At 39.8% G+C, this 18,446-nt stretch carries 18 protein-coding genes and 2 pseudogenes; 9 read left to right on the forward strand and 11 right to left on the reverse strand.

The annotated features are described in order from the left end of the window. Nucleotides 1-176: 176 nt before the first annotated feature. Together metG and HX743_RS00330 are read left to right on the forward strand one after the other, a co-directional pair. Nucleotides 177-2,234: a methionine--tRNA ligase gene (gene metG, locus HX743_RS00325; protein WP_178318195.1), complete on the forward strand. Its 2,058-nt coding sequence runs from the start codon at nucleotides 177-179 to the stop codon at nucleotides 2,232-2,234. A 121-nt stretch (nucleotides 2,235-2,355) separates the two neighbouring features. Further along, the gene (locus HX743_RS00330) at nucleotides 2,356-3,213 is read left to right on the forward strand and encodes a putative phage abortive infection protein (protein ID WP_348637011.1); all 858 of its coding nucleotides are present in this window, start codon (nucleotides 2,356-2,358) and stop codon (nucleotides 3,211-3,213) included. Between the two features lie 183 nt (nucleotides 3,214-3,396). On the opposite strand, the gene HX743_RS00335 is transcribed toward HX743_RS00330, so the two are convergent. Continuing rightward, a complete protein-coding gene (locus tag HX743_RS00335) occupies nucleotides 3,397-4,020 on the reverse strand; it encodes a LysE family translocator (protein ID WP_178318197.1) in 624 nt (207 codons plus the stop codon). Between the two features lie 356 nt (nucleotides 4,021-4,376). Between HX743_RS00335 and HX743_RS00340 the strand changes: the two genes are divergently transcribed. From HX743_RS00340 to HX743_RS00360, 5 genes and pseudogenes are all read left to right on the forward strand, one after another. After that, nucleotides 4,377-5,999: an oleate hydratase gene (locus HX743_RS00340; protein ID WP_178318198.1), complete on the forward strand. Its 1,623-nt coding sequence runs from the start codon at nucleotides 4,377-4,379 to the stop codon at nucleotides 5,997-5,999. A 135-nt stretch (nucleotides 6,000-6,134) separates the two neighbouring features. Then, nucleotides 6,135-6,521, forward strand: a pseudogene (locus HX743_RS00345) (IS4 family transposase); the annotation flags it as partial. Next, nucleotides 6,516-6,707: pseudogene (locus HX743_RS00350) on the forward strand (HlyD family secretion protein); the annotation flags it as partial. The pseudogenes HX743_RS00345 and HX743_RS00350, both read left to right, overlap by 6 nt. A gap of 73 nt (nucleotides 6,708-6,780) precedes the next feature. Then, on the forward strand, nucleotides 6,781-7,653 hold the full coding sequence (locus HX743_RS00355; protein ID WP_178318199.1) for a 1-aminocyclopropane-1-carboxylate deaminase/D-cysteine desulfhydrase: 873 nt from the start codon (nucleotides 6,781-6,783) through the stop codon (nucleotides 7,651-7,653). Between the two features lie 53 nt (nucleotides 7,654-7,706). Then, nucleotides 7,707-8,903 (forward strand): NAD(P)/FAD-dependent oxidoreductase, encoded by a 1,197-nt coding sequence (locus HX743_RS00360; protein WP_178318200.1) that lies wholly within the window; start codon nucleotides 7,707-7,709, stop codon nucleotides 8,901-8,903. Between the two features lie 183 nt (nucleotides 8,904-9,086). On the opposite strand, the gene HX743_RS00365 is transcribed toward HX743_RS00360, so the two are convergent. From HX743_RS00365 to HX743_RS00380, 4 genes are all read right to left on the reverse strand, one after another. Beyond that, complete coding sequence (locus tag HX743_RS00365; protein WP_178318201.1) at nucleotides 9,087-9,239, reverse strand: hypothetical protein; 153 nt, start codon at nucleotides 9,237-9,239, stop codon at nucleotides 9,087-9,089. 184 nt (nucleotides 9,240-9,423) lie between these two features. Then, the gene (locus HX743_RS00370; RefSeq protein WP_004975491.1) at nucleotides 9,424-9,594 is read right to left on the reverse strand and encodes a hypothetical protein; all 171 of its coding nucleotides are present in this window, start codon (nucleotides 9,592-9,594) and stop codon (nucleotides 9,424-9,426) included. 95 nt (nucleotides 9,595-9,689) lie between these two features. Further along, nucleotides 9,690-11,411: a mechanosensitive ion channel gene (locus tag HX743_RS00375; RefSeq protein WP_178318202.1), complete on the reverse strand. Its 1,722-nt coding sequence runs from the start codon at nucleotides 11,409-11,411 to the stop codon at nucleotides 9,690-9,692. Nucleotides 11,412-11,665: 254 nt separating this feature from the next. Further along, on the reverse strand, nucleotides 11,666-11,944 hold the full coding sequence (locus tag HX743_RS00380; protein ID WP_178318203.1) for a hypothetical protein: 279 nt from the start codon (nucleotides 11,942-11,944) through the stop codon (nucleotides 11,666-11,668). Nucleotides 11,945-12,145: 201 nt separating this feature from the next. Between HX743_RS00380 and HX743_RS00385 the strand changes: the two genes are divergently transcribed. Next, a complete protein-coding gene (locus HX743_RS00385; protein ID WP_178318204.1) occupies nucleotides 12,146-12,568 on the forward strand; it encodes a hypothetical protein in 423 nt (140 codons plus the stop codon). A 138-nt stretch (nucleotides 12,569-12,706) separates the two neighbouring features. On the opposite strand, the gene HX743_RS00390 is transcribed toward HX743_RS00385, so the two are convergent. Continuing rightward, complete coding sequence (locus HX743_RS00390; RefSeq protein WP_178318205.1) at nucleotides 12,707-13,381, reverse strand: hypothetical protein; 675 nt, start codon at nucleotides 13,379-13,381, stop codon at nucleotides 12,707-12,709. A gap of 4 nt (nucleotides 13,382-13,385) precedes the next feature. After that, nucleotides 13,386-14,147: a ferredoxin--NADP reductase gene (locus HX743_RS00395; RefSeq protein WP_178318206.1), complete on the reverse strand. Its 762-nt coding sequence runs from the start codon at nucleotides 14,145-14,147 to the stop codon at nucleotides 13,386-13,388. 84 nt (nucleotides 14,148-14,231) lie between these two features. Between HX743_RS00395 and gigC the strand changes: the two genes are divergently transcribed. Next, nucleotides 14,232-15,113, forward strand: a complete 882-nt coding sequence (gene gigC / locus HX743_RS00400; RefSeq protein WP_019837525.1) for a LysR family transcriptional regulator GigC — start codon at nucleotides 14,232-14,234, stop codon at nucleotides 15,111-15,113. Nucleotides 15,114-15,151: 38 nt separating this feature from the next. Here gigC and HX743_RS00405 read toward each other — a convergent pair whose 3' ends face one another. The 4 genes from HX743_RS00405 to nuoN form a co-directional block, all read right to left on the reverse strand. After that, nucleotides 15,152-15,727 (reverse strand): cold shock domain-containing protein, encoded by a 576-nt coding sequence (locus tag HX743_RS00405; protein ID WP_178318207.1) that lies wholly within the window; start codon nucleotides 15,725-15,727, stop codon nucleotides 15,152-15,154. Nucleotides 15,728-15,812: 85 nt separating this feature from the next. Next, complete coding sequence (locus HX743_RS00410) at nucleotides 15,813-16,106, reverse strand: cold-shock protein (protein WP_178318208.1); 294 nt, start codon at nucleotides 16,104-16,106, stop codon at nucleotides 15,813-15,815. Between the two features lie 81 nt (nucleotides 16,107-16,187). Beyond that, nucleotides 16,188-16,823 carry a uracil phosphoribosyltransferase gene (gene upp, locus HX743_RS00415; RefSeq protein WP_019836328.1) on the reverse strand — a complete coding sequence of 212 codons (636 nt, stop codon included), beginning with the start codon at nucleotides 16,821-16,823 and terminating at the stop codon, nucleotides 16,188-16,190. 126 nt (nucleotides 16,824-16,949) lie between these two features. Further along, nucleotides 16,950-18,443 carry an NADH-quinone oxidoreductase subunit NuoN gene (gene nuoN / locus HX743_RS00420; RefSeq protein ID WP_178318209.1) on the reverse strand — a complete coding sequence of 498 codons (1,494 nt, stop codon included), beginning with the start codon at nucleotides 18,441-18,443 and terminating at the stop codon, nucleotides 16,950-16,952. Nucleotides 18,444-18,446 lie beyond the last annotated feature (3 nt).

Genomic DNA, 18,446 nt, shown 5'->3' on the forward strand with positions numbered 1-18,446 from the left:
ATTGCTTGGTTTTTGATATGATTTATCGTCAAATGCAGACCAACTCCTTGTTTAGATATTGTATTTAGCCTTCTAGGCGGATTTGAAAAGAATTCATGGAATCCCTTGTGCATCTATGTGCTATCTAAGGTAAAATTGCCCGAATTGCATCGTCCCTATTTGAGAGAGTTATATCCGTGCGTCAAATTTTAGTCACTAACGCCCTACCATACGCCAATGGTCCGATCCATATGGGTCACTTACTCGGTTATATCCAGGCAGATATCTGGGTTCGCGCCATGCGTGCAATGGGACATGACGTGACTTATGTCTGTGCGGATGATGCGCATGGTACAGCAATCATGCTGCGTGCCGAAGCCAATGGAATTAGCCCTGAACAGCAAATTGCCAATGTGCAACAAGAACACATTCGTGATTTTGACGGTTTTGGCGTGCATTTTGATCATTATGATTCAACGCATAGCGACACCAACCGCGCACGTGCCAGTGAAATTTATGTCAAAAATCGAGATGCAGGCAATATTGCCGTGCGTCCTGTTACGCAATTATTTGACCCTGAAAAAGGCATGTTCTTATCAGATCGTTTTATTAAAGGCACTTGCCCAAAATGTAAAGCGGAAGATCAATATGGCGATTCTTGCGAAGTTTGCGGCACAACCTATAATGCGACTGAGCTGATTAATCCAAAATCGACTTTGAGCGGCGCAACACCTGTAGAAAAATCATCAGATCATTACTTCTTTAAATTGCCTAATTTTGGTGAATATTTACAAAAATGGACGCGCGATGAAGGTCGTTTGCCAGTTTCAATTGCCAACAAATTGGATGAATGGTTTGAAAACGGTTTAAATGACTGGGATATTTCACGTGATGCACCATATTTTGGTTTTGAAATTCCAGATGCACCAAATAAATATTTTTATGTCTGGGTTGATGCGCCAATTGGTTATATGTCGAGTTTTGAAAACTACGTAAAAAACAAACGCCCCGACCTGAATTTTGACGATTATTGGAAAAAAGATTCAGACAAAGAAGTCTATCACTTCATTGGTAAAGACATCGTCTATTTCCACGCTTTATTCTGGCCTGCGATGTTAGATGGTGCGGGTTATCGCACACCTACAGGTTTATTTGTAAATGGCTTCTTGACTGTAAATGGTCAAAAAATGTCAAAATCTCGCGGCACATTCATTAAGGCAGAAACGTATTTACAGCATTTAAACCCTGAATATTTACGCTATTACTTTGCCTCAAAACTGTCTGACAAAGTTGAAGACTCTGACTTAAATCTGGATGATTTTGTGCAGAAAGTAAACTCTGACCTTGTAGGTAAAGTGGTGAATATTGCCAGCCGTTGTGCCAAATTCATCAACACCAAATTTGATAACAAATTAAGTGCGAGCTGTGTAGAACCTGAGTTGGTACAAAGCTTTATTGCTGCAGGCGACTCAATTGCCCAAGCATACGAAGCGCGTGAATTTTCTACTGCTATTCGTGAAATTATGGCATTGGCCGATAAAGCGAACCAATATATTGATGAGAAAAAGCCTTGGGCTTTAGCCAAAATTGAAGGTGAAGAACAGCAAGTTCATGACGTATGTTCTGTGGGGATTAACCTGTTCCGTCAATTGGCGATTTATCTTGCGCCTGTACTACCAACCTTGGCTGAACAAGTTCAAGCCTTCTTACAGTTAGATAGCTTTAACTTTGAATCACGTAAAACTGTTTTAGTCGGTCATGAAATTGCGTTGTTCCAACCACTCATGCAACGTGTTGATCCGAAAGCGGTAGCTGCAATGGTAGATGCATCTAAAGATTCTTTAGCCGCACCTGCTGAAGCACCAAAAACGGAAAAGAAAAAAGAAAAAGCCAAAGAGAAAAAAGCAGAACCTAAAGTCGGTGAAGCGGAAATTATCACCATTGATGACTTTGTCAAAATTGATTTACGTGTTGCAGAAGTTCTTGAAGTGGCTACGGTTGAAGGTTCTGACAAGCTCCTTCAATTGACTTTAAATGTTGGTGAAGCCGAGCCACGTAACGTGTTTAGCGGTATTCGTGAGTTCTACCAACCTGAAGACTTAAAAGGCAAATTGGTGGTAATGGTGGCGAACCTTGCACCACGTAAAATGCGTTTTGGTATTTCTAATGGGATGGTACTCGCTGCGGGTAATGGTGACGGCGTTTGGGTGGTTTCACCTGAAAGTGGTGCGAAACCGGGTGATAAAGTGTCTTAATTTTTAGACACTGATAAAAAGCCCTGCTATATTTTAGTGGGGTTTTTTATAGCTATAAATAATGAATAGATGGATAAAGTTTTTTTGCTTAGTTCTACCAATAGTCTTGATAATTATTAGTGTGCTAGCTACCTATTTTATATTTACCAACAAAGCTTTTCAAATTGGCGCAACCTCCTTGGTTGATCCAACTTTAGGTGCTTCTTTAGGTAATTTGTATGGAGGACTTATAGGTACTCTCTTAAGTGCATCAAGCATATTCCTGTTGATTTATACAATTATTAATCAAAAAGATGAAGCACAGAAAAATAATTTAAAGTCTAATTTTTTTAAAATGATTGATTATCACAACCAACATTTGATAAATATTTCTTTACCCAATACCAATCCGCAACACCCACCAAAAGAAGGGAAAAAGGCTTTTGTAACCTTCAAAATTCAGTTCAAAAGAATTTTAGAAACGATTCAAGAAATTTCTGTACAAGAAAATCTCCAACTCAATAAATCACAAATATTAGATATCTCGTACGTTATTTTTTACTTGGGTATAGAGGGAAGTTGGACGACATTTATAGTAAATAAACTATCAAGGTATAATGGATTTAATGAAGAATTAGTTATTAAAATTCAGAATAGGTTAATGGAAAAGGATTCTAGAGGCTGCTTATTGAAAACCAATCAAACTCATTTAAGCTCTTATTTTAGAAATATGTACAATGCTATAAAAATAGTAGATGAATCAAAAATCCTAAGTGATTTTGAAAAATACGAGTTAATAAAAATTTACCGTGCTCAACTTTCAAACCCTGAGCTTTATATCCTTTTTTTCAATGTTTTATCGCGTTTTGGAAAAAAATGGCTCCAAAATAATTTTATAAATAAATATGATTTTATTAAAAATATTCCATTTGAATATTGTGACGGATATGACCCTAAACATTACTTTCCATCTATCAAATTCGAAGAGGATGAATATTGATTTAAGTACTAACGCACAGAAAGGTGACATGGATGTAGCCTGTTCGTTAGGCACACGGACGTGCCCTCTAGCGAACAAAGGGGTTTTGTTACTTTTGCCCCGACACAAGTAAGGTAAACATTTTAATTATTAGAATACCCTCACCAACCTTCTCCCAAAAGGCATAGATATCTACACAAAAAATCACTTCATCCCAAAAATTAACTTTAAGCCCAATACTGTCATTACCGCTCCTGCTAGCCGATCAAAACCCGCTTTAAACTTCAAATACACTTTACGTGGTTTTTCTGCAGACAAAGCCACTGCAACCAATGAACACCAACCTGCATCAATAAAGAAACACAAAACTGGTAACACCACATAGAAATAAGTTGGAATTTCTTTAGGCAACAAAGCTGTAAAAATACTCGCCAAGACAATTGCAATTTTAGGGTTAGATAACTGCGTAATTAAACCTGTGGTAAACGCACGGCGAAGCGACATTTGCTGCCCATCCGCAAGATTGGTTTGAATAGGCGCTTTGGCATGCTTCACAATTTTATAAGCCAAAAATAACAGATATAAACCACCACAAATTTTAAGAAGAAAATATGCAGAAGGTACAGCCAATAAAATAGCCTGCAACCCCATCACCGCCAATAAACCAAAAATTGCGGCACCCGTACCCGTGCCTAAAGCAGTAAATAAACCATGCTTACGTGAAATGGCTATCGAATTTTTTGCCACATAAATAAAGGTAGGCCCAGGACTAATTGCCCCCAACATTAATGCCAAAGCAATAGAGCCTAAAATCAATAATGATTCCAAGATAGACCTCAAGATTAGAATAATTTTCAACTATTTATTTTACTTAAAAAACCATAATAGAAGATATAATTTTTTTGATTTATGTTTATAAATTTAAGGATTTTTCAAGCAATTTAATATTTAGTAAAAAACCAAAAATAGAGTAAAAACTCAATTTAATTTTAATATCAAACAGTTAAAACATAGCATATGAACAGTAAAATTTTATTGTGCATCCATTTTTTCTATTAAAGTTTTTTTCTGATAATAATTTATCATCGATTTTTAGCAGAACTTTCATATATTTTTAAAACACATAATCCCATAATAAAATTACGGCTTTAATTTTCTTTAGAACTACAAACGAGGTACATCAGATGCAAAATAAAAGACTGAAAACATTAGACCGCTCTAAATCACATCTTTGGATTGTAGGCGGAGGCATAGCTGGTATGGCTGCTGCTGCTTTTGCGATTCGTGATGCTAAAGTGCCAGCCGAACATATCCATATTTTAGAAGAATTGAATGTTTCTGGTGGTTCGATGGATGGTGGACATAATCCGCTTAATCCGAACCAAGCATGGGTCACACGTGGTGGACGTATGCTAACTGATGAGACTTATTTGTGTACTTGGGATTTATTTTCAAGCATCCCATCTTTAGAAAATCCAGACATTTCTGTTCGTGAAGAATGTCGTGAATTTAACGAACAAGTTAAAACCAATGCTCAAGCACGTTTGATCGACTCAAATCATATTATTGCAGAAGCTCAAAAATTGGGATTATCAACGCTCAACCGTGCTCAAATGTTACGTCTACTGGCATTAAAAGAAGATCGTATCGGTAGTCGCCGTATTGATGAATTTTTTGATGATGCATTTTTCCAAAGTAATTTTTGGCGGATGTGGCGAACCACGTTTGCCTTTCAAAAATGGCATAGCGCAGCGGAATTACGCCGTTATTTTCTACGTTTCATTCAAGAATTACCACGCATCCATACCTTAGCAGGTGTGAAACGAACTAAATACAATCAATATGATTCAATGATTTATCCTCTACAACGCTGGTTGGTGGAACAAGGCGTTGATGTTCGTTTCGGTAGTTATGTCACAGATGCAGACTTTGTCGAAGATGCCCAAACGAAGGAACGTAAGGCAACCCAACTTTATGTCAACATTCCAGAAGGCACTGAACAAATTCAACTGGGTGAGCATGATCTTGCGCTCTTTACTTTAGGTTCGATTACGGCTGATTCACGTTATGGCGATAAATTCGATGTTCCTGAGCTGATTCGTGATCGACAAGATCATGGCTGGCGTTTGTGGGAAACATTGGTTCAAAAAGCTCCTGATTTTGGTCGTCCAATGACCTTCTATGGCAACATTGATGAGCATAAATGGAAATCCTTTACGCTCACCATGCATGATGATGTGCTGCTAAAACGGATTATTGATTACACAGGAAATGAACCGGGTACAGGTGCACTCATGACTTGGTTTGAATCTGGTTGGCATCTATCTGTGGTCGTTCCAGCTCAACCGCATTTTGCTGACTTACCAGAAGGTAAATTCACCTTATGGGGTTATGGTTTTGAAATTGACCATATCGGCGATTACATTAAAAAACCGATGAGTGAAGCGACGGGTCAAGAGATTTTAATTGAGTTGATTCATCAACTTGGTTTCGATGACATTTTGGATCATGTGTTGGCACATACTGACATTACCACAGTAATGATGCCTTATGCTTCTGCCCTATTTGCATGTCGTAAAGCAGGTGATCGTCCATTGGTCATTCCAGAAAATGCGGTCAACTTTGCTTTCTTAGGTCAATTCGTAGAGCTTGAAGATGATGTGGTTTTCACTGTGGAATATTCCGTACGTTGTGCCATGATTGCCATTTATCAGCTCTTGGGTGTCGAACGTGAAATTCCAGAGATTTACAATGGTTTACTCGATCCTAAAGTTGGCTTAAATGCTTTGGAAGCAGTTTTTCATTAAATTTTAAAAAGCCATAGGGTAAATTGCTGCCCTATGGTTATTCAACTTACTTTGATAAAACGATCTTTGTACACGACAAAAAAAGATAACTCATTGAAATAATGGCATAATACTTGTTTTCTGACGACGAATATGATGACACATTTCAATGAGTTACATCTCATCTTAAACAAATATCTAAAGTGGAACAAGTCACATGTAAAATGTTTTACACTGATTATGCTTGCATTAATTGTAAAACAGACATGTAATCTTTCTTCTGCATCTAAAGCCTTACCCATCAAGTGCTTACCACAATCATTTTATCGACGTATACAACGCTTCTTTGCAGATCAGTATTTCGATTATCGTCAAATTTCTCAATTAATTTTCAATATATTTTTATTCGATAAAGTCCAATTAACTTTGGATAGAACCAACTGGAAATGGGGAAAACGAGATATCAATATCTTGATGTTAGCCATCGTCTATCGTGGAATAGCGATACCTATTGTTTGGACATTGCTCAATGAACCAGGCCATGTGGAACAGATTTCCCCCGCTGCGGGTTCAGAGTTCAGTGTACTTAAACCTGACAATCCCACAGGAAATTTTACCAAAGTCGTTCAACGTATAGCGGTACGTATCACCATTGATCCGAATCAAAAAGGGATCGAAAATCTACGCCCTGGTATGTCGGTAATCACGTCGGTTGATACCGACTCATAAACATAAACCAACACTGACATTCTCAATCAAATACATTTACAATGTGGTCAAATTCATTTCTCGTTCGCAAAAAATGTTTGATCACATTGCTTTTCCTACCCCTTATCAAACATTAGAACTTCACCAGCCTGTTCAACTGACCATCAAACGCCTTGATCAGATTCATCCCCAGATTTCGGGCAACAAGTTTTTTAAACTCAAATACAACCTCTTGGCAGCACAACAGCAAGGTTTTTCTCAAGTCCTCACTTTTGGCGGTGCATTTTCCAATCATATTGCAGCAACAGCTTATGCAGCTCAACGCTTTGGCTTTCAAAGTATTGGTATCATTCGTGGTCAAGAACTTGCGACCCAAGACTTAAATCCTACCCTACAAACAGCGCAAGATTTTGGCATGCAACTGCATTTTGTCAGCCGAGCCGAATATCGTCTGCGCCATGAAGTGGCATATTTACAACAACTTCAACAGCAATATCCTCAAGCCTTTATTATTCCAGAGGGTGGAAGCAATTCCCTTGCCATTCAAGGGACACAGGAAATCCTCTCCCCTGATGATTTAGAAAATTATGACGTAATTTGTTGTGCTGTGGGTACTGGTGGAACTCTTGCAGGCATCATTGAAAGCAGTTCAGATCACCAGCACATTTTAGGCTTTTCAGCCTTGAAAGGTGATTTTCTCAAACAGGACATTCAACAATGGACTGATAAAAGCAATTGGTCTTTAACCGATGCCTATTGTGGTGGCGGCTATGCCAAAACTACAGCTGAATTATTGAAATTTATTCAAAATTTTGAGCAAAAATATCAAATTCCACTCGAACACATTTATACAGGTAAAATGATGATGGGACTTCTTGATTTAATCCAGCACAATCATTTCCCTGCCAACACTCGAATCCTGGCCATTCATACAGGTGGGTTGCAAGGAAAGCTTAAAGCATATTAAAACCCCCACAAATCTTTTATAATTGCTCGCTTTTCGTCTACCGAGTAATACTCATGGTTCATCAGGTTGATGTTGTTGTTTTAGGTGCAGGCGCATCAGGCTTGATGTTGGCTGCAGAGGCTGGTAAACGTGGGCGTTCGGTTGTGGTACTGGAAAAGGCCAATAAGGTCGGTAAAAAAATTCTGATGTCAGGTGGTGGCAAATGTAACTTTACCAACCTCGATGTTGAACCTGCCAATTATATTTCTGAAAACCCGCATTTTGTTATTTCAGCACTCACCCGTTATACCAATTGGGATTTTATTGGTTTAGTCTGCGAATACGGCATTGAATATGAAGAACGCAAACACGGACAATTATTCACTTTAAACGGCGCTAAAGAAATTTTAGCCATGCTCTTAGCCGAATGTGAAAAAACCAAATTGGTCGATATTCAAACCAATTGTGAAGTCAAAGCCGTGAATGCGGTAGATGATCAAGGTTTTCAAATTGCAACGACTTTGGGTTATTTCCAAGCAAGCGCTGTGGTCGTAGCAACTGGCGGTTTATCTATTCCAACTTTAGGTGGCTCTGGAATTGGCTATGAAATTGCCAAACAATTTGGTCATCGTGTTTACCCGACCCGTGCAGGTTTAGTGCCTTTTACCTTCTCAGACAGCTTTAAAGAAGTCACTACACGTTTAAGCGGTAATGCGGTGGATGCGACTTTATCAAATTCATTGACTAGTTTTACCGAAGCATTGCTATTCACCCATCGCGGTTTGAGTGGGCCGAGTGCCTTACAGCTTTCTAATTATTGGGATGTCGGACAAAGTTTTAAAATTAACTTTTTACCTTACTTAGAACTCTATGACTTTTTTAAAAATAAAAAGCAAAGCAGTCCTAAAGTTTTACTGCGCACCTTACTCAGCGAGCATCTGCCAAAAAGTGTAGTGGCTGAATTACAGCAACTGATTTGGCCTGCACTCTCTGAAACGGCAATTGGCAATATCAGTGATGAAAAGCTAGAACAGATTGCAGCACGTTTAAATGCCTTTGAAGTCAAACCATCAGGCACAGAAGGTTATCGTACTGCCGAAGTCACTTTAGGCGGAATCGATACCCAAGAAGTTTCCTCTAAAACTATGGAAAGTAAAAAACAAAAAGGCTTGTATTTTGTTGGGGAAGTTTTAGATGTAACGGGACATTTGGGCGGCTATAATTTCCAATGGGCGTGGTCATCTGCACATGCAGCATCGGAGTATGTTTAAGTTTGCTTTTAGATGAAACATGCAAACAAATGAATGTGATAAAAATGATTCTAGTCTAAACAGAATAATATTGATCTTGCCGATCAAATTGCAAAATGACAAAAGCCAATTTTTTCTAAACTGGCTTTTTCTTTAACACCGTCACGTACTATAAAGACTTAGCAATACGTGAATCCTGTTATTTTATTCTAAATAATCGGTACGAAATAATACCAATTTTGGCGTATTTGCCAAACGTGATTCAGTTTGCTGCATTTTAAGCACAGCATTTTGTTGATGCATAGGTAACGAATTTGCCACTTGAACTTTTAAACTGATACGTAATTTGTTTAGCATATTGATTTCCCTCATTATTGTCATCCTTGCGCGAATTTTAAGACTCAAATATTTCAGCTTGGTTAAAACCCAAGTTTTTTATTTTTCCCTTAAACCCTCATCAAGCTTTCCAAGCTATTGATCTGATTTATCCAAATCAGTCTTTGGCTCATTCCTGCCAAAGTTGATTAATTTTTAACATAATTTAAGAGCTTGGTCTATCCTCTTTTGGATGATTTTTCTCAACATTTTCAGTTGGTTTTGCCGTTGCTTCTGGTTTAGCAAAGACAAACTTATAAGCGGCAACAAAAAAACCGATGGTGATGCCAGCAATCACGATTGGGGCAAAAAACTTATCGGGTGCTGATTTGGACATTATCGTTTCCTCTTTTTTAATGAATACCGAAAAGAAATCGACCAATACGGTGATTGGTCGATCATCTTAGCGATTCAAATCAAAATTTGAACAGGTTATTTCGGGTCATTTTTTGGATGTTCATCGACATCTGGTTCAGCCTCACCTGTCGAACCAAATGGGTTGTTGACTAGTGGATGTTCAGGATCAACCTTTAAGGTATCTGGCACTGCATGATCAGTTGCCGCTTCAGGTGTTGTAGTCACATCACTTACAGACGCTTGCGGCTGCTCAGATACAATAGGTGTCATCACACTTGATGCTGACGTTGCCGTTTCTGTCTTGTGCAAAGGATTCGGTTGATTTGCCTCACGTTTAGCTTTATCAATCAAATCAGTTAACACACGCTCTGCAGGTTGGCGACCACCTAAACCAAAGGCAAGTGCAAAAGCCACTGCAACAGAACCGAGGGTTAAACCAAAAGCCAAGTTCACAATCGAGTCTGCAATACCCATCGCGCGTAAGCCCATGGCAACCACCAAGCCCATAATTAAAATACGGACTAAGTTTGCCAACCAACGCGAGCTGTTATATTCACCGCGCTGTACCACTTTGGCAACCATATTCGCAAGCCAGAAACCCACCACCAAAATGACAGCACCCAACAGGATATCTGCACCAAATTGGATAAACATGGCAATCAAGCCGCTGACTTGATCAAAGCCCAAACGGTTCGCCGCTTCAGATACCGCAAATAGCATGGTAAAGAATACGATCAGATAACCAACCACACATGAAATTTTAGTCGTACCTAAAAAGCGCTGTAAGTCGAGTTTGGCAGGAATATCATCGACTCCTGTACCTGCAACCACTTCCACCACAATATTGGCTACAAAACGCGACACCACATAAGCCAAAATAAGAATCAGACCTGCCGCAATAATATGCGGGATCGCATTCATAATTTCATACAGCATGGCTGTCGCAGGCTGCGAAATGGCTTCAATTCCAAGTGCCTCAAAACCAATAATCAAGGCGGTGATGATCACCAAGGCGAAAACAAACGAACCGAGTAATTTAGGTAAATTTGAATTTTTAAAAATGCCAACTTTTTCAGCATGCTGTTGAATATTCAGGCTGCCTAATAAACCTTCGACAATGCCACGAACAATTTTTGCCAGAATGTATCCGACAAAAACAATCACGCCTGCAATGAAGATGTTCGGTAAATACAGCACAACTTCATTCACCATGTTTTGCACAGGGAACAACAGACCGTTTAAGCCTAAAATTGACAGCACAATTGGCAAGAACAGCAATAAAATCAGCCAATAAACAATTTCACTGATATTTTGACTTAAGCCACTCACACCCACATCGGCGCTGAGTTTTTCATCCAACTGAGTACGTGCCAACAGTTTTTTCATCCCCACTTTGACCAGATTTGCCAAAATCCACCCAATAAAAGCAACGGCTACAGCAGCCAGTAAAGAAGGAATAAACAGTAAGAACTGCTGAATCATATTACTGAATGGCCCACTGACACTGGTCAGATTCAACACATTCAGCGCACCAATGACCGCAATAATTAAAATCACCCAAAACACGACCCGCGACACAATCACTTCAATATTTGAACGATGCCCCGTTGCATTTGATAATTTTTGATCGGTACCTAATTTTTGTAGAACCTTTTTAATTCCACCCGCAACCAATAATGCAATCACCCACCCGACAAGTAAAATTGCAACTGCAGCTAAAATGGGTTGAAATTGCTCCCAATAATACATGGCATCAAAACCTCTGCCATGTAGGTTCCCATTAAAATAATCATTCATCTTGTTTAATCCTCATGGTGATTAGCTTCATTTTTAGGTTTGCACTACAGCGCAAAACTGCTTTTTATCGATTCAAATTATTGAGTAAAGCTCTACCCACCATAGAATTTGCATATTTTTTATTCAACCTTGGGATGCAGAATCGCAACAATTCTACAAAGGAGGGACAATAAACCTTGCGAAAATCCACAAAAAAGCCCTGCATCTAGGCAAGGCTGAATTTGTAAATACGATTTTTTGACGCTTAGGCTAAACTACCGATCTGTTGCTGTTGCAGTATTGCTGTCCTCTGCACGTGCTTCATCTCCAGCTGTGCCCGTTGTCGTGCTATTTGGCGTTGCTTGTTGTACGGTTGGATTAGGATGTCCAGGAGGTGCTTCGCTTGCACTCGGATTGCGATCCGCCATCATGTAAATCAGCAATGCCAATAAAAAGATTCCCACCAGTAGAAGCATATAGACTGGAATACGTTTTTTTCGCTTAATGTCTTCAGCTGAGTTTACATGAGGCGGTTTATTGAAATCATGCGGCATGTTCCCCTCACTTATGTATTTATCTGATGAATTTTCATACTAACAAGCTCCTCACGCTTATTGTGTGACAATACATAGCAAGATGGTGAAAAGATGTAATATACCTCAAGTACCACCTATGTTGCCCAATATCGACAAAGCTGCCTCTCACGGGGAAATGCGCTATAATCACGTACCGTTTTTTTGTGTACTTTGAACTTTATGGCGTATCGTCAACAAAGTGTATCGCTTGATCTTGACACTGACGTCACTCATCAATGTGCCTTGCACTATACCCGTGATGGGCATCTCATTGGTATTATTGAATTTAGCAAGCCCAGCTATCTGCTCAAATGGGGCGATTTGGAATATTTCCGTCGTCGTACCGAAGAATTTTCGGTCATGCCATTTCCAGATTGTGTGAATGCCATGATCATTGATATTCGCAACATTGCTGCATTTTTAGATAATGAAGTGCCAATTTTACCGTGGCGCTTACTTGAAGAAGATTGTCCTGTGCGTTTGGTGGTTCCACAAGAACGCTTAGAGCATTATGCAGGCTTTTTTGAACCGACTTGGCTGAGCAGTGATGTCGATAGCGCGATTCAGGAAATCCGCGAATATATGGATATGTTTGTGCACTAATTTCTTTGAAGAATCACTTTCAAGCATTGCGCTCAAAAGTTACTTTCAAAATTGTATCACACCAATCAAAAACCTCATCTGCAGCATTGTAGATGAGGTTTTTATATGAATGGTGAAGATCACCTCAACAACCAATTTTTAGCGAATTGTGAAAATACATTTATTTTCAAAACTCGATTTAGGCAGCCACCAAACCTGCTTAAAACGCACCTGATCTATGCCAAAACTGCGCATTTTCTTAGATGTATAACGCCAACCGACACAGTCTTGATACTTCTCATATTCAGGAGTCTGCCCTGCAATGATTGAGCTTTGCTGAACTTTAATTTTCTGAAAAAAAGCGGTTTCCTTTGCACGGATTGGGCCAATGTAATCGTTATACATTTGCTCCATTTCAGCACTTTCAAATTGCATTTTTTGCAAACTGCCACCATGCCAACCGAGCTGGCTACGCAAGTTTAAATATTTTACTTTGCCCGCAGGAAACACATAATTGGCACAAGAAGAAAAGCAATACTGCGCAACTTCTACATTAAGTTGATGGTCAAAGACCAAATTGCCCAAATCAATACCTAAGCCGATCTCGCCACCCCGACTGTTGATTTTTAAGGTATCAATTTTATCTGACTGTTTAAGTAATTCCGCTGCACGTGCGTTGGCTTCAGGGCTAAGTGGCCCATCATAAATGAGTACGTGATCTTGCACAGCAACCTGAGTTTCCACCGTTTCAGCCTGTACGGTTTGTGCGACTATAAACATCAGCCCTGCGCTGGCTATATATTTGAACAGTTGATATTTGAATAGTTGTATCACATCCTCACCAATAATTTTCAACTGCAATATTACCTTCCCCGCGGCGGTTCATGCTTAAACCACGCGCTTTTAAGGCTTCTTTGGTGTCATCCACCATGGCAGGGTTACCGCATAACATCACATGGCTGGTTTCAGGGTTGAGTACACTACCCGCAGCATGTTCGAGTTCACCATTTTCAATTAATACTGGCAAACGATCATGCAAATCAGCTTGAGGGTCGCGAGTGATAATTGGGATAAATTTAAAGCCTGTATGCCCTTCGCCAAAAGTTTCGGCAATCTCGTGAATTTTATCGACATAAGCCAATTCAGCTTCGGTACGCACGCTATAAACCAAATAAATATGTTGATATTTTGTCCATGTTTCAAAATCTTGCAGCATGGATAAAAACGGTGCAAGACCTGTACCTGTGGCCAGTAACCATAAATCGTGTGGGGCAGGCAATTGATAACGCGCCAAAGTCAAAAAACCATACGGAATTTTTTCCAAGTACAGCTCATCGCCCACTTGAAGGTGCTGCAAGTTAGAAGTAAACGCACCATCTGGCACGACAATTGAGAAAAACTCCAAAGTTTCAGCAAATGGTGATGACACCACCGAATAAGCACGTACCACCAATTCATCACCCACTTTTAACCCGATACGTGCAAACTGCCCTGCAGTAAATTTAAAATGCGCGGGTCGGGTCATAATGAAGCTAAACAAGGTGTTGGTCCAACGATGAACCGAAAGCACTTTTTCTAAAGTAAATTTTTCAATTGACATGATTTGAGCGTGGCATGAAAGACTGTGCTCATGTTAGCATGTTGGGGTAATTTATGAATATTTTTAAATGTTAAGGCTTGATTCATGCGCATGACTTTACGCCAGTTGGCGGTTTTTGTAGCAGTTGCCCAAGAAGGGACAGTAACCAAAGCCAGTGATGCCGTTAAGCTCACCCAAAGTGCTGCAAGCATGGCCTTAGCAGATTTGGAAGATGGCTTGGGTGCTCCACTGTTTGACCGTTTGGGTAAGCGTCTACAACTAAATGATTTGGGTCGTTTTTTATTGCCACAAGCCTTAGAAATTTTGGGTCGTTGTGAAGCATTTGAGCAAGCCGCTAAAGGTGAGCTGCAAAGCATCGATTTGCGTTTAGGCGCAACTCTCACCATTAGTGACTATTTGATGCCTGATTTAATGGCAGACTTTTTGCAAATTCAACCACAGGCGCATTTACAATTACAAGTGGGCAATACCCGCCAAATGATTGAAGCTGTGAATCAGTTTCAGCTAGATTTAGCCTTGATAGAAGGCTCCTGTCACTTACCACAACTGCAATGTATTCATTGGCGTGATGATGAGCTCGCAGTGTGCTGTGCGCCAAGTCATCCTCTAGCGCAGTTAAACCGTGCCTTAAGCATTGCAGATTTTGAAGATGCCGAGTGGATTTTACGTGAAGAAGGTTCAGGTACCCGTGAAGTATTTGACAATGCAATTTTAAAAGACCTGCCTGATGCCAATATTCGTTTAACTTTGGGTCATAACGAAGCGATTTTAAAAATTGTCGCAGGTGGAATTGGTATGTCGTGTATTTCACGATTGGCGATTGAACCTTTACTAGAAAAAGGTCAATTGGTAATTTTGGATACGCCTTTCTGGCAACTGACGCGCCCGTTATTCATGTTGGTGCATCGTCAGAAATACCAAGGGCCTGGTTTAAGGGCATTTATGAAATTTTGCGACGCGAAATAATTCATAGGAGTACCAATCAAGGTACTCTTTTTTAACAATTAAAACTGACTCTCACATGGTATGCCGTCACCATCACCGTCCATTTTAGTATTTGGACAATTTCGTATAAAGAATAACGCTTCTTCGTAAGACGTCATTTGACTACAGTGCTCACGCCCATCACAAGTAAAGTTCTGTTCAACAACTGGAACTTCTACTACTTTTTGTACTGATAAAGCTTCAGGCTGGCTATTTTGCCAAGCTTGGTACTTATTAAATACTGGATAAGCCAAGCCGAATATAATCAATATTCCCATAAAAGTCACAAAATTGGATGAGTTATTTTCAGACTTCTGCTGTCTTTTATGATTCTGCTTTGTCGTATGAATTGCCCTTGATTGAGGTGTATGCCTTTCGACTGCAACCTTAATATCCAGACGGACAATATTATCTGCTTTGAACTTGCCATTTTCTTCTACTTTACGAAATTTTAGATTTTCTCCCACTTTTGGTGGCAGATTTTTATTGGGAAAATCTTTAATATGAAAAAACAAATCTTTTGGCTCTCCTTCTATTTGAATAAAACCAAAGCCTCGTTCTTCGTTATAAGTTTTTATTTTCCCTTCTAAAAACATAAATTACTCTTTACACGTTAGTTTTTGATTATTGTATAAAAAAAGAGACTGAAATGCCCCTTTCTATTCATGAAAATATTTAAAATTAACCCTTTAAGTTCGATAACAATGCAGACGTAATCGAGGTATTTGCAGCAACCGCTTTGGCCTTTTTCGCTTTTTTGGATTTATCTTCTACAGGTTCAATATTAATGGCTTTATAACGATCACCATTTTGAACCACATTAAATTTAACCCGATCATTGCGCTTTGGATCGCCTTCAGCCGCAGAAAAATCCGAGATATGGAAAAACACTTCACCTTCAGGTGCGGCAATAAATCCATAGCCTTTTTCGGCATTGTATTGTTTGATTTTCCCTTGATATTGTTCAGATTTCATGGCTTAACCTTTTACGAGCTGCACTTTATATGAGTATATAAAAAAGAGGCAATTAATGCCTCTTTTTCACCGACATTCAGCTTAATCTTTTTGGACTGAACCAAAAATTTTATCGCCTGCATCACCCAAGCCAGGAACAATATAACCATCTTGGTTTAAACCTTCATCTACCGATGCAGTAAAGATCACCACATCTGGATGCGCGGCTTCTACACGTTGAATGCCTTCTGGTGCTGCAACCAACACCATCACACGGATGTCTTTACAACCACTGGCTTTGAGCAAATCAATCGCTGCCACTAAAGATGAACCTGTGGCAAGCATAGGATCAATAATCATCGCAATACGATTTTGCACATCTGGTACTAATTTTTTGTAGTAAGTACGCGCTTCTAAAGTTTCTTCATCGCGCTCCAGGCCAAGTACAGACACTTTAGCACTTGGAATTAAATTCAAGAAACCATCTAACATGCCAATACCTGCACGTAAAATTGGCACAACCGTAATTTTTTTACCCGCAATACGGTCTACGGTGACTGCACCATTCCAACCCGCAATTTCGTGTTCGACCACTGGCAAATCTTTGGTCGCTTCATAAGTCAGCAACATGGTGACTTCTTGTGCCAATTCACGGAAGTTTTTGGTGCTGATATCAGCACGACGTAATAGCCCTAATTTATGACGAATAAGCGGATGTCGGATTTCATGAATAGCCACGGGAGAACACCTAAAAGGAAAGAAAAGCAAATATCCTTTTATTATATGCTGTTTTTATTGTGTATATAAACCAAAAAGCCTTCAATTTATGAAGGCTTTTTGACTGAAAGTTAAACTTCTTTCAAATTATTGCTGTGACAGCATGAAATGGATGGGTGACAAAATTTCAGCTTCAAGTGCCATTTTGATAATTGGGTCTGGATAAACACCAATCACCAATACCGCTAAAGCTGCAGCCAATACCATAATACCGCCCACTTTTTGACCCCAATGATCGACAGCATCCATTTTTGGTTCGTCTGGCGGTGTCATATACATCACCACCATAACGCGCAAGTAGTAGTACAAACCAATACCTGAACCCACGATGATCATCGCAGCTAAGAACCAGTGCTGAGTCGTGACCGCAGCCATCACCACCAAGAACTTACCAATGAAGCCTGCAGTGAGTGGAATACCTGCAAGAGAAAGCATCATCACGGTTAATACAGCAGTCAATACTGGACGACGCCAGAACAAACCACGGTAGTCAGCCAAGCTTTCTGCTTCTGCTACGTTGTTATACGGGCTAGACATTAATGCCACTGCACCGAATGCACCAATAGTGGTCAACACATAAGTGATCACATAAACGCTGACATTGCCCAAACTTGCATAGGTCATGCTGATTAAACCAATCAACAAATAACCAAAGTGCGCAATAGATGAGTAAGCCAAAATACGTTTCAAGTTAACCTGACGTACAGCAAGGAAGTTACCCACCAAAATTGAAAGCACAGCAATAATGGTTATGACGGTTACAATTGAGTCAATCAGGATTGCACCTGAACCCAAAATGTAACGTACAAACAAACCAATGGTTGCTACTTTTGCCGCAGTCGCAAGGAAGGTTGCGATTGGTGCAGGCGCACCGTCATAAACGTCTGGCGTCCATTTGTGGAATGGTGCCAAAGACAATTTAAATGCAACAGCAAAGACAATTAAGCCTAGACCTAAAACGACTAATGGCTGTTGGATATTTTGCATTAATGCTTGTACAGAGTCATAGAAAGACAATGAACCTGTGTATGCATAAATGTACGCCATACCCATGAGCAACATTGCAGATGCAGTTGCAGACAAGACTAAGTACTTCACGCCTGCTTCTAAAGATTTAGAACGCTGGTGAGTGTATGCCAATAAGCCATAAACAGGAATTGACATTAACTCAAGGCTAATGAAGAACGACGCATAGTGCGAGCTTGACACCATTAACATGGCACCCGTAACCGAACACAACATTAAGATGTAAAGTTCTTCACGGTTGTCTTTATAGGTCTCAATATAAGCATGAGACAAAGTAGAACATGCCAATGCTGCGATCAGAATCACCAGTTGATATAACAAGGTGAACGGATCAATCATAAACATGCCCATCACGCTGGCAGGAGCAAAGTTCCCGCCAAACATCATGAGTAAAAGGTAAGCAGCAGCGAGGTTCAAGCCCACCACTGATGCTGTAGCAATTAAGTTATGGTTACGCTTAATTGCAGTAAGGATCATCACGACAATCGCAGTTAAAGCCACGATCATCACAGGAGCTAAAGGCATAAGCTCAGAAAATGACATTGTGAAGTTCATGGC

The sequence above is a fragment of the Acinetobacter sp. Swhac1 genome (genome assembly GCF_013390985.1).
Taxonomy (GTDB): domain Bacteria; phylum Pseudomonadota; class Gammaproteobacteria; order Pseudomonadales; family Moraxellaceae; genus Acinetobacter; species Acinetobacter towneri.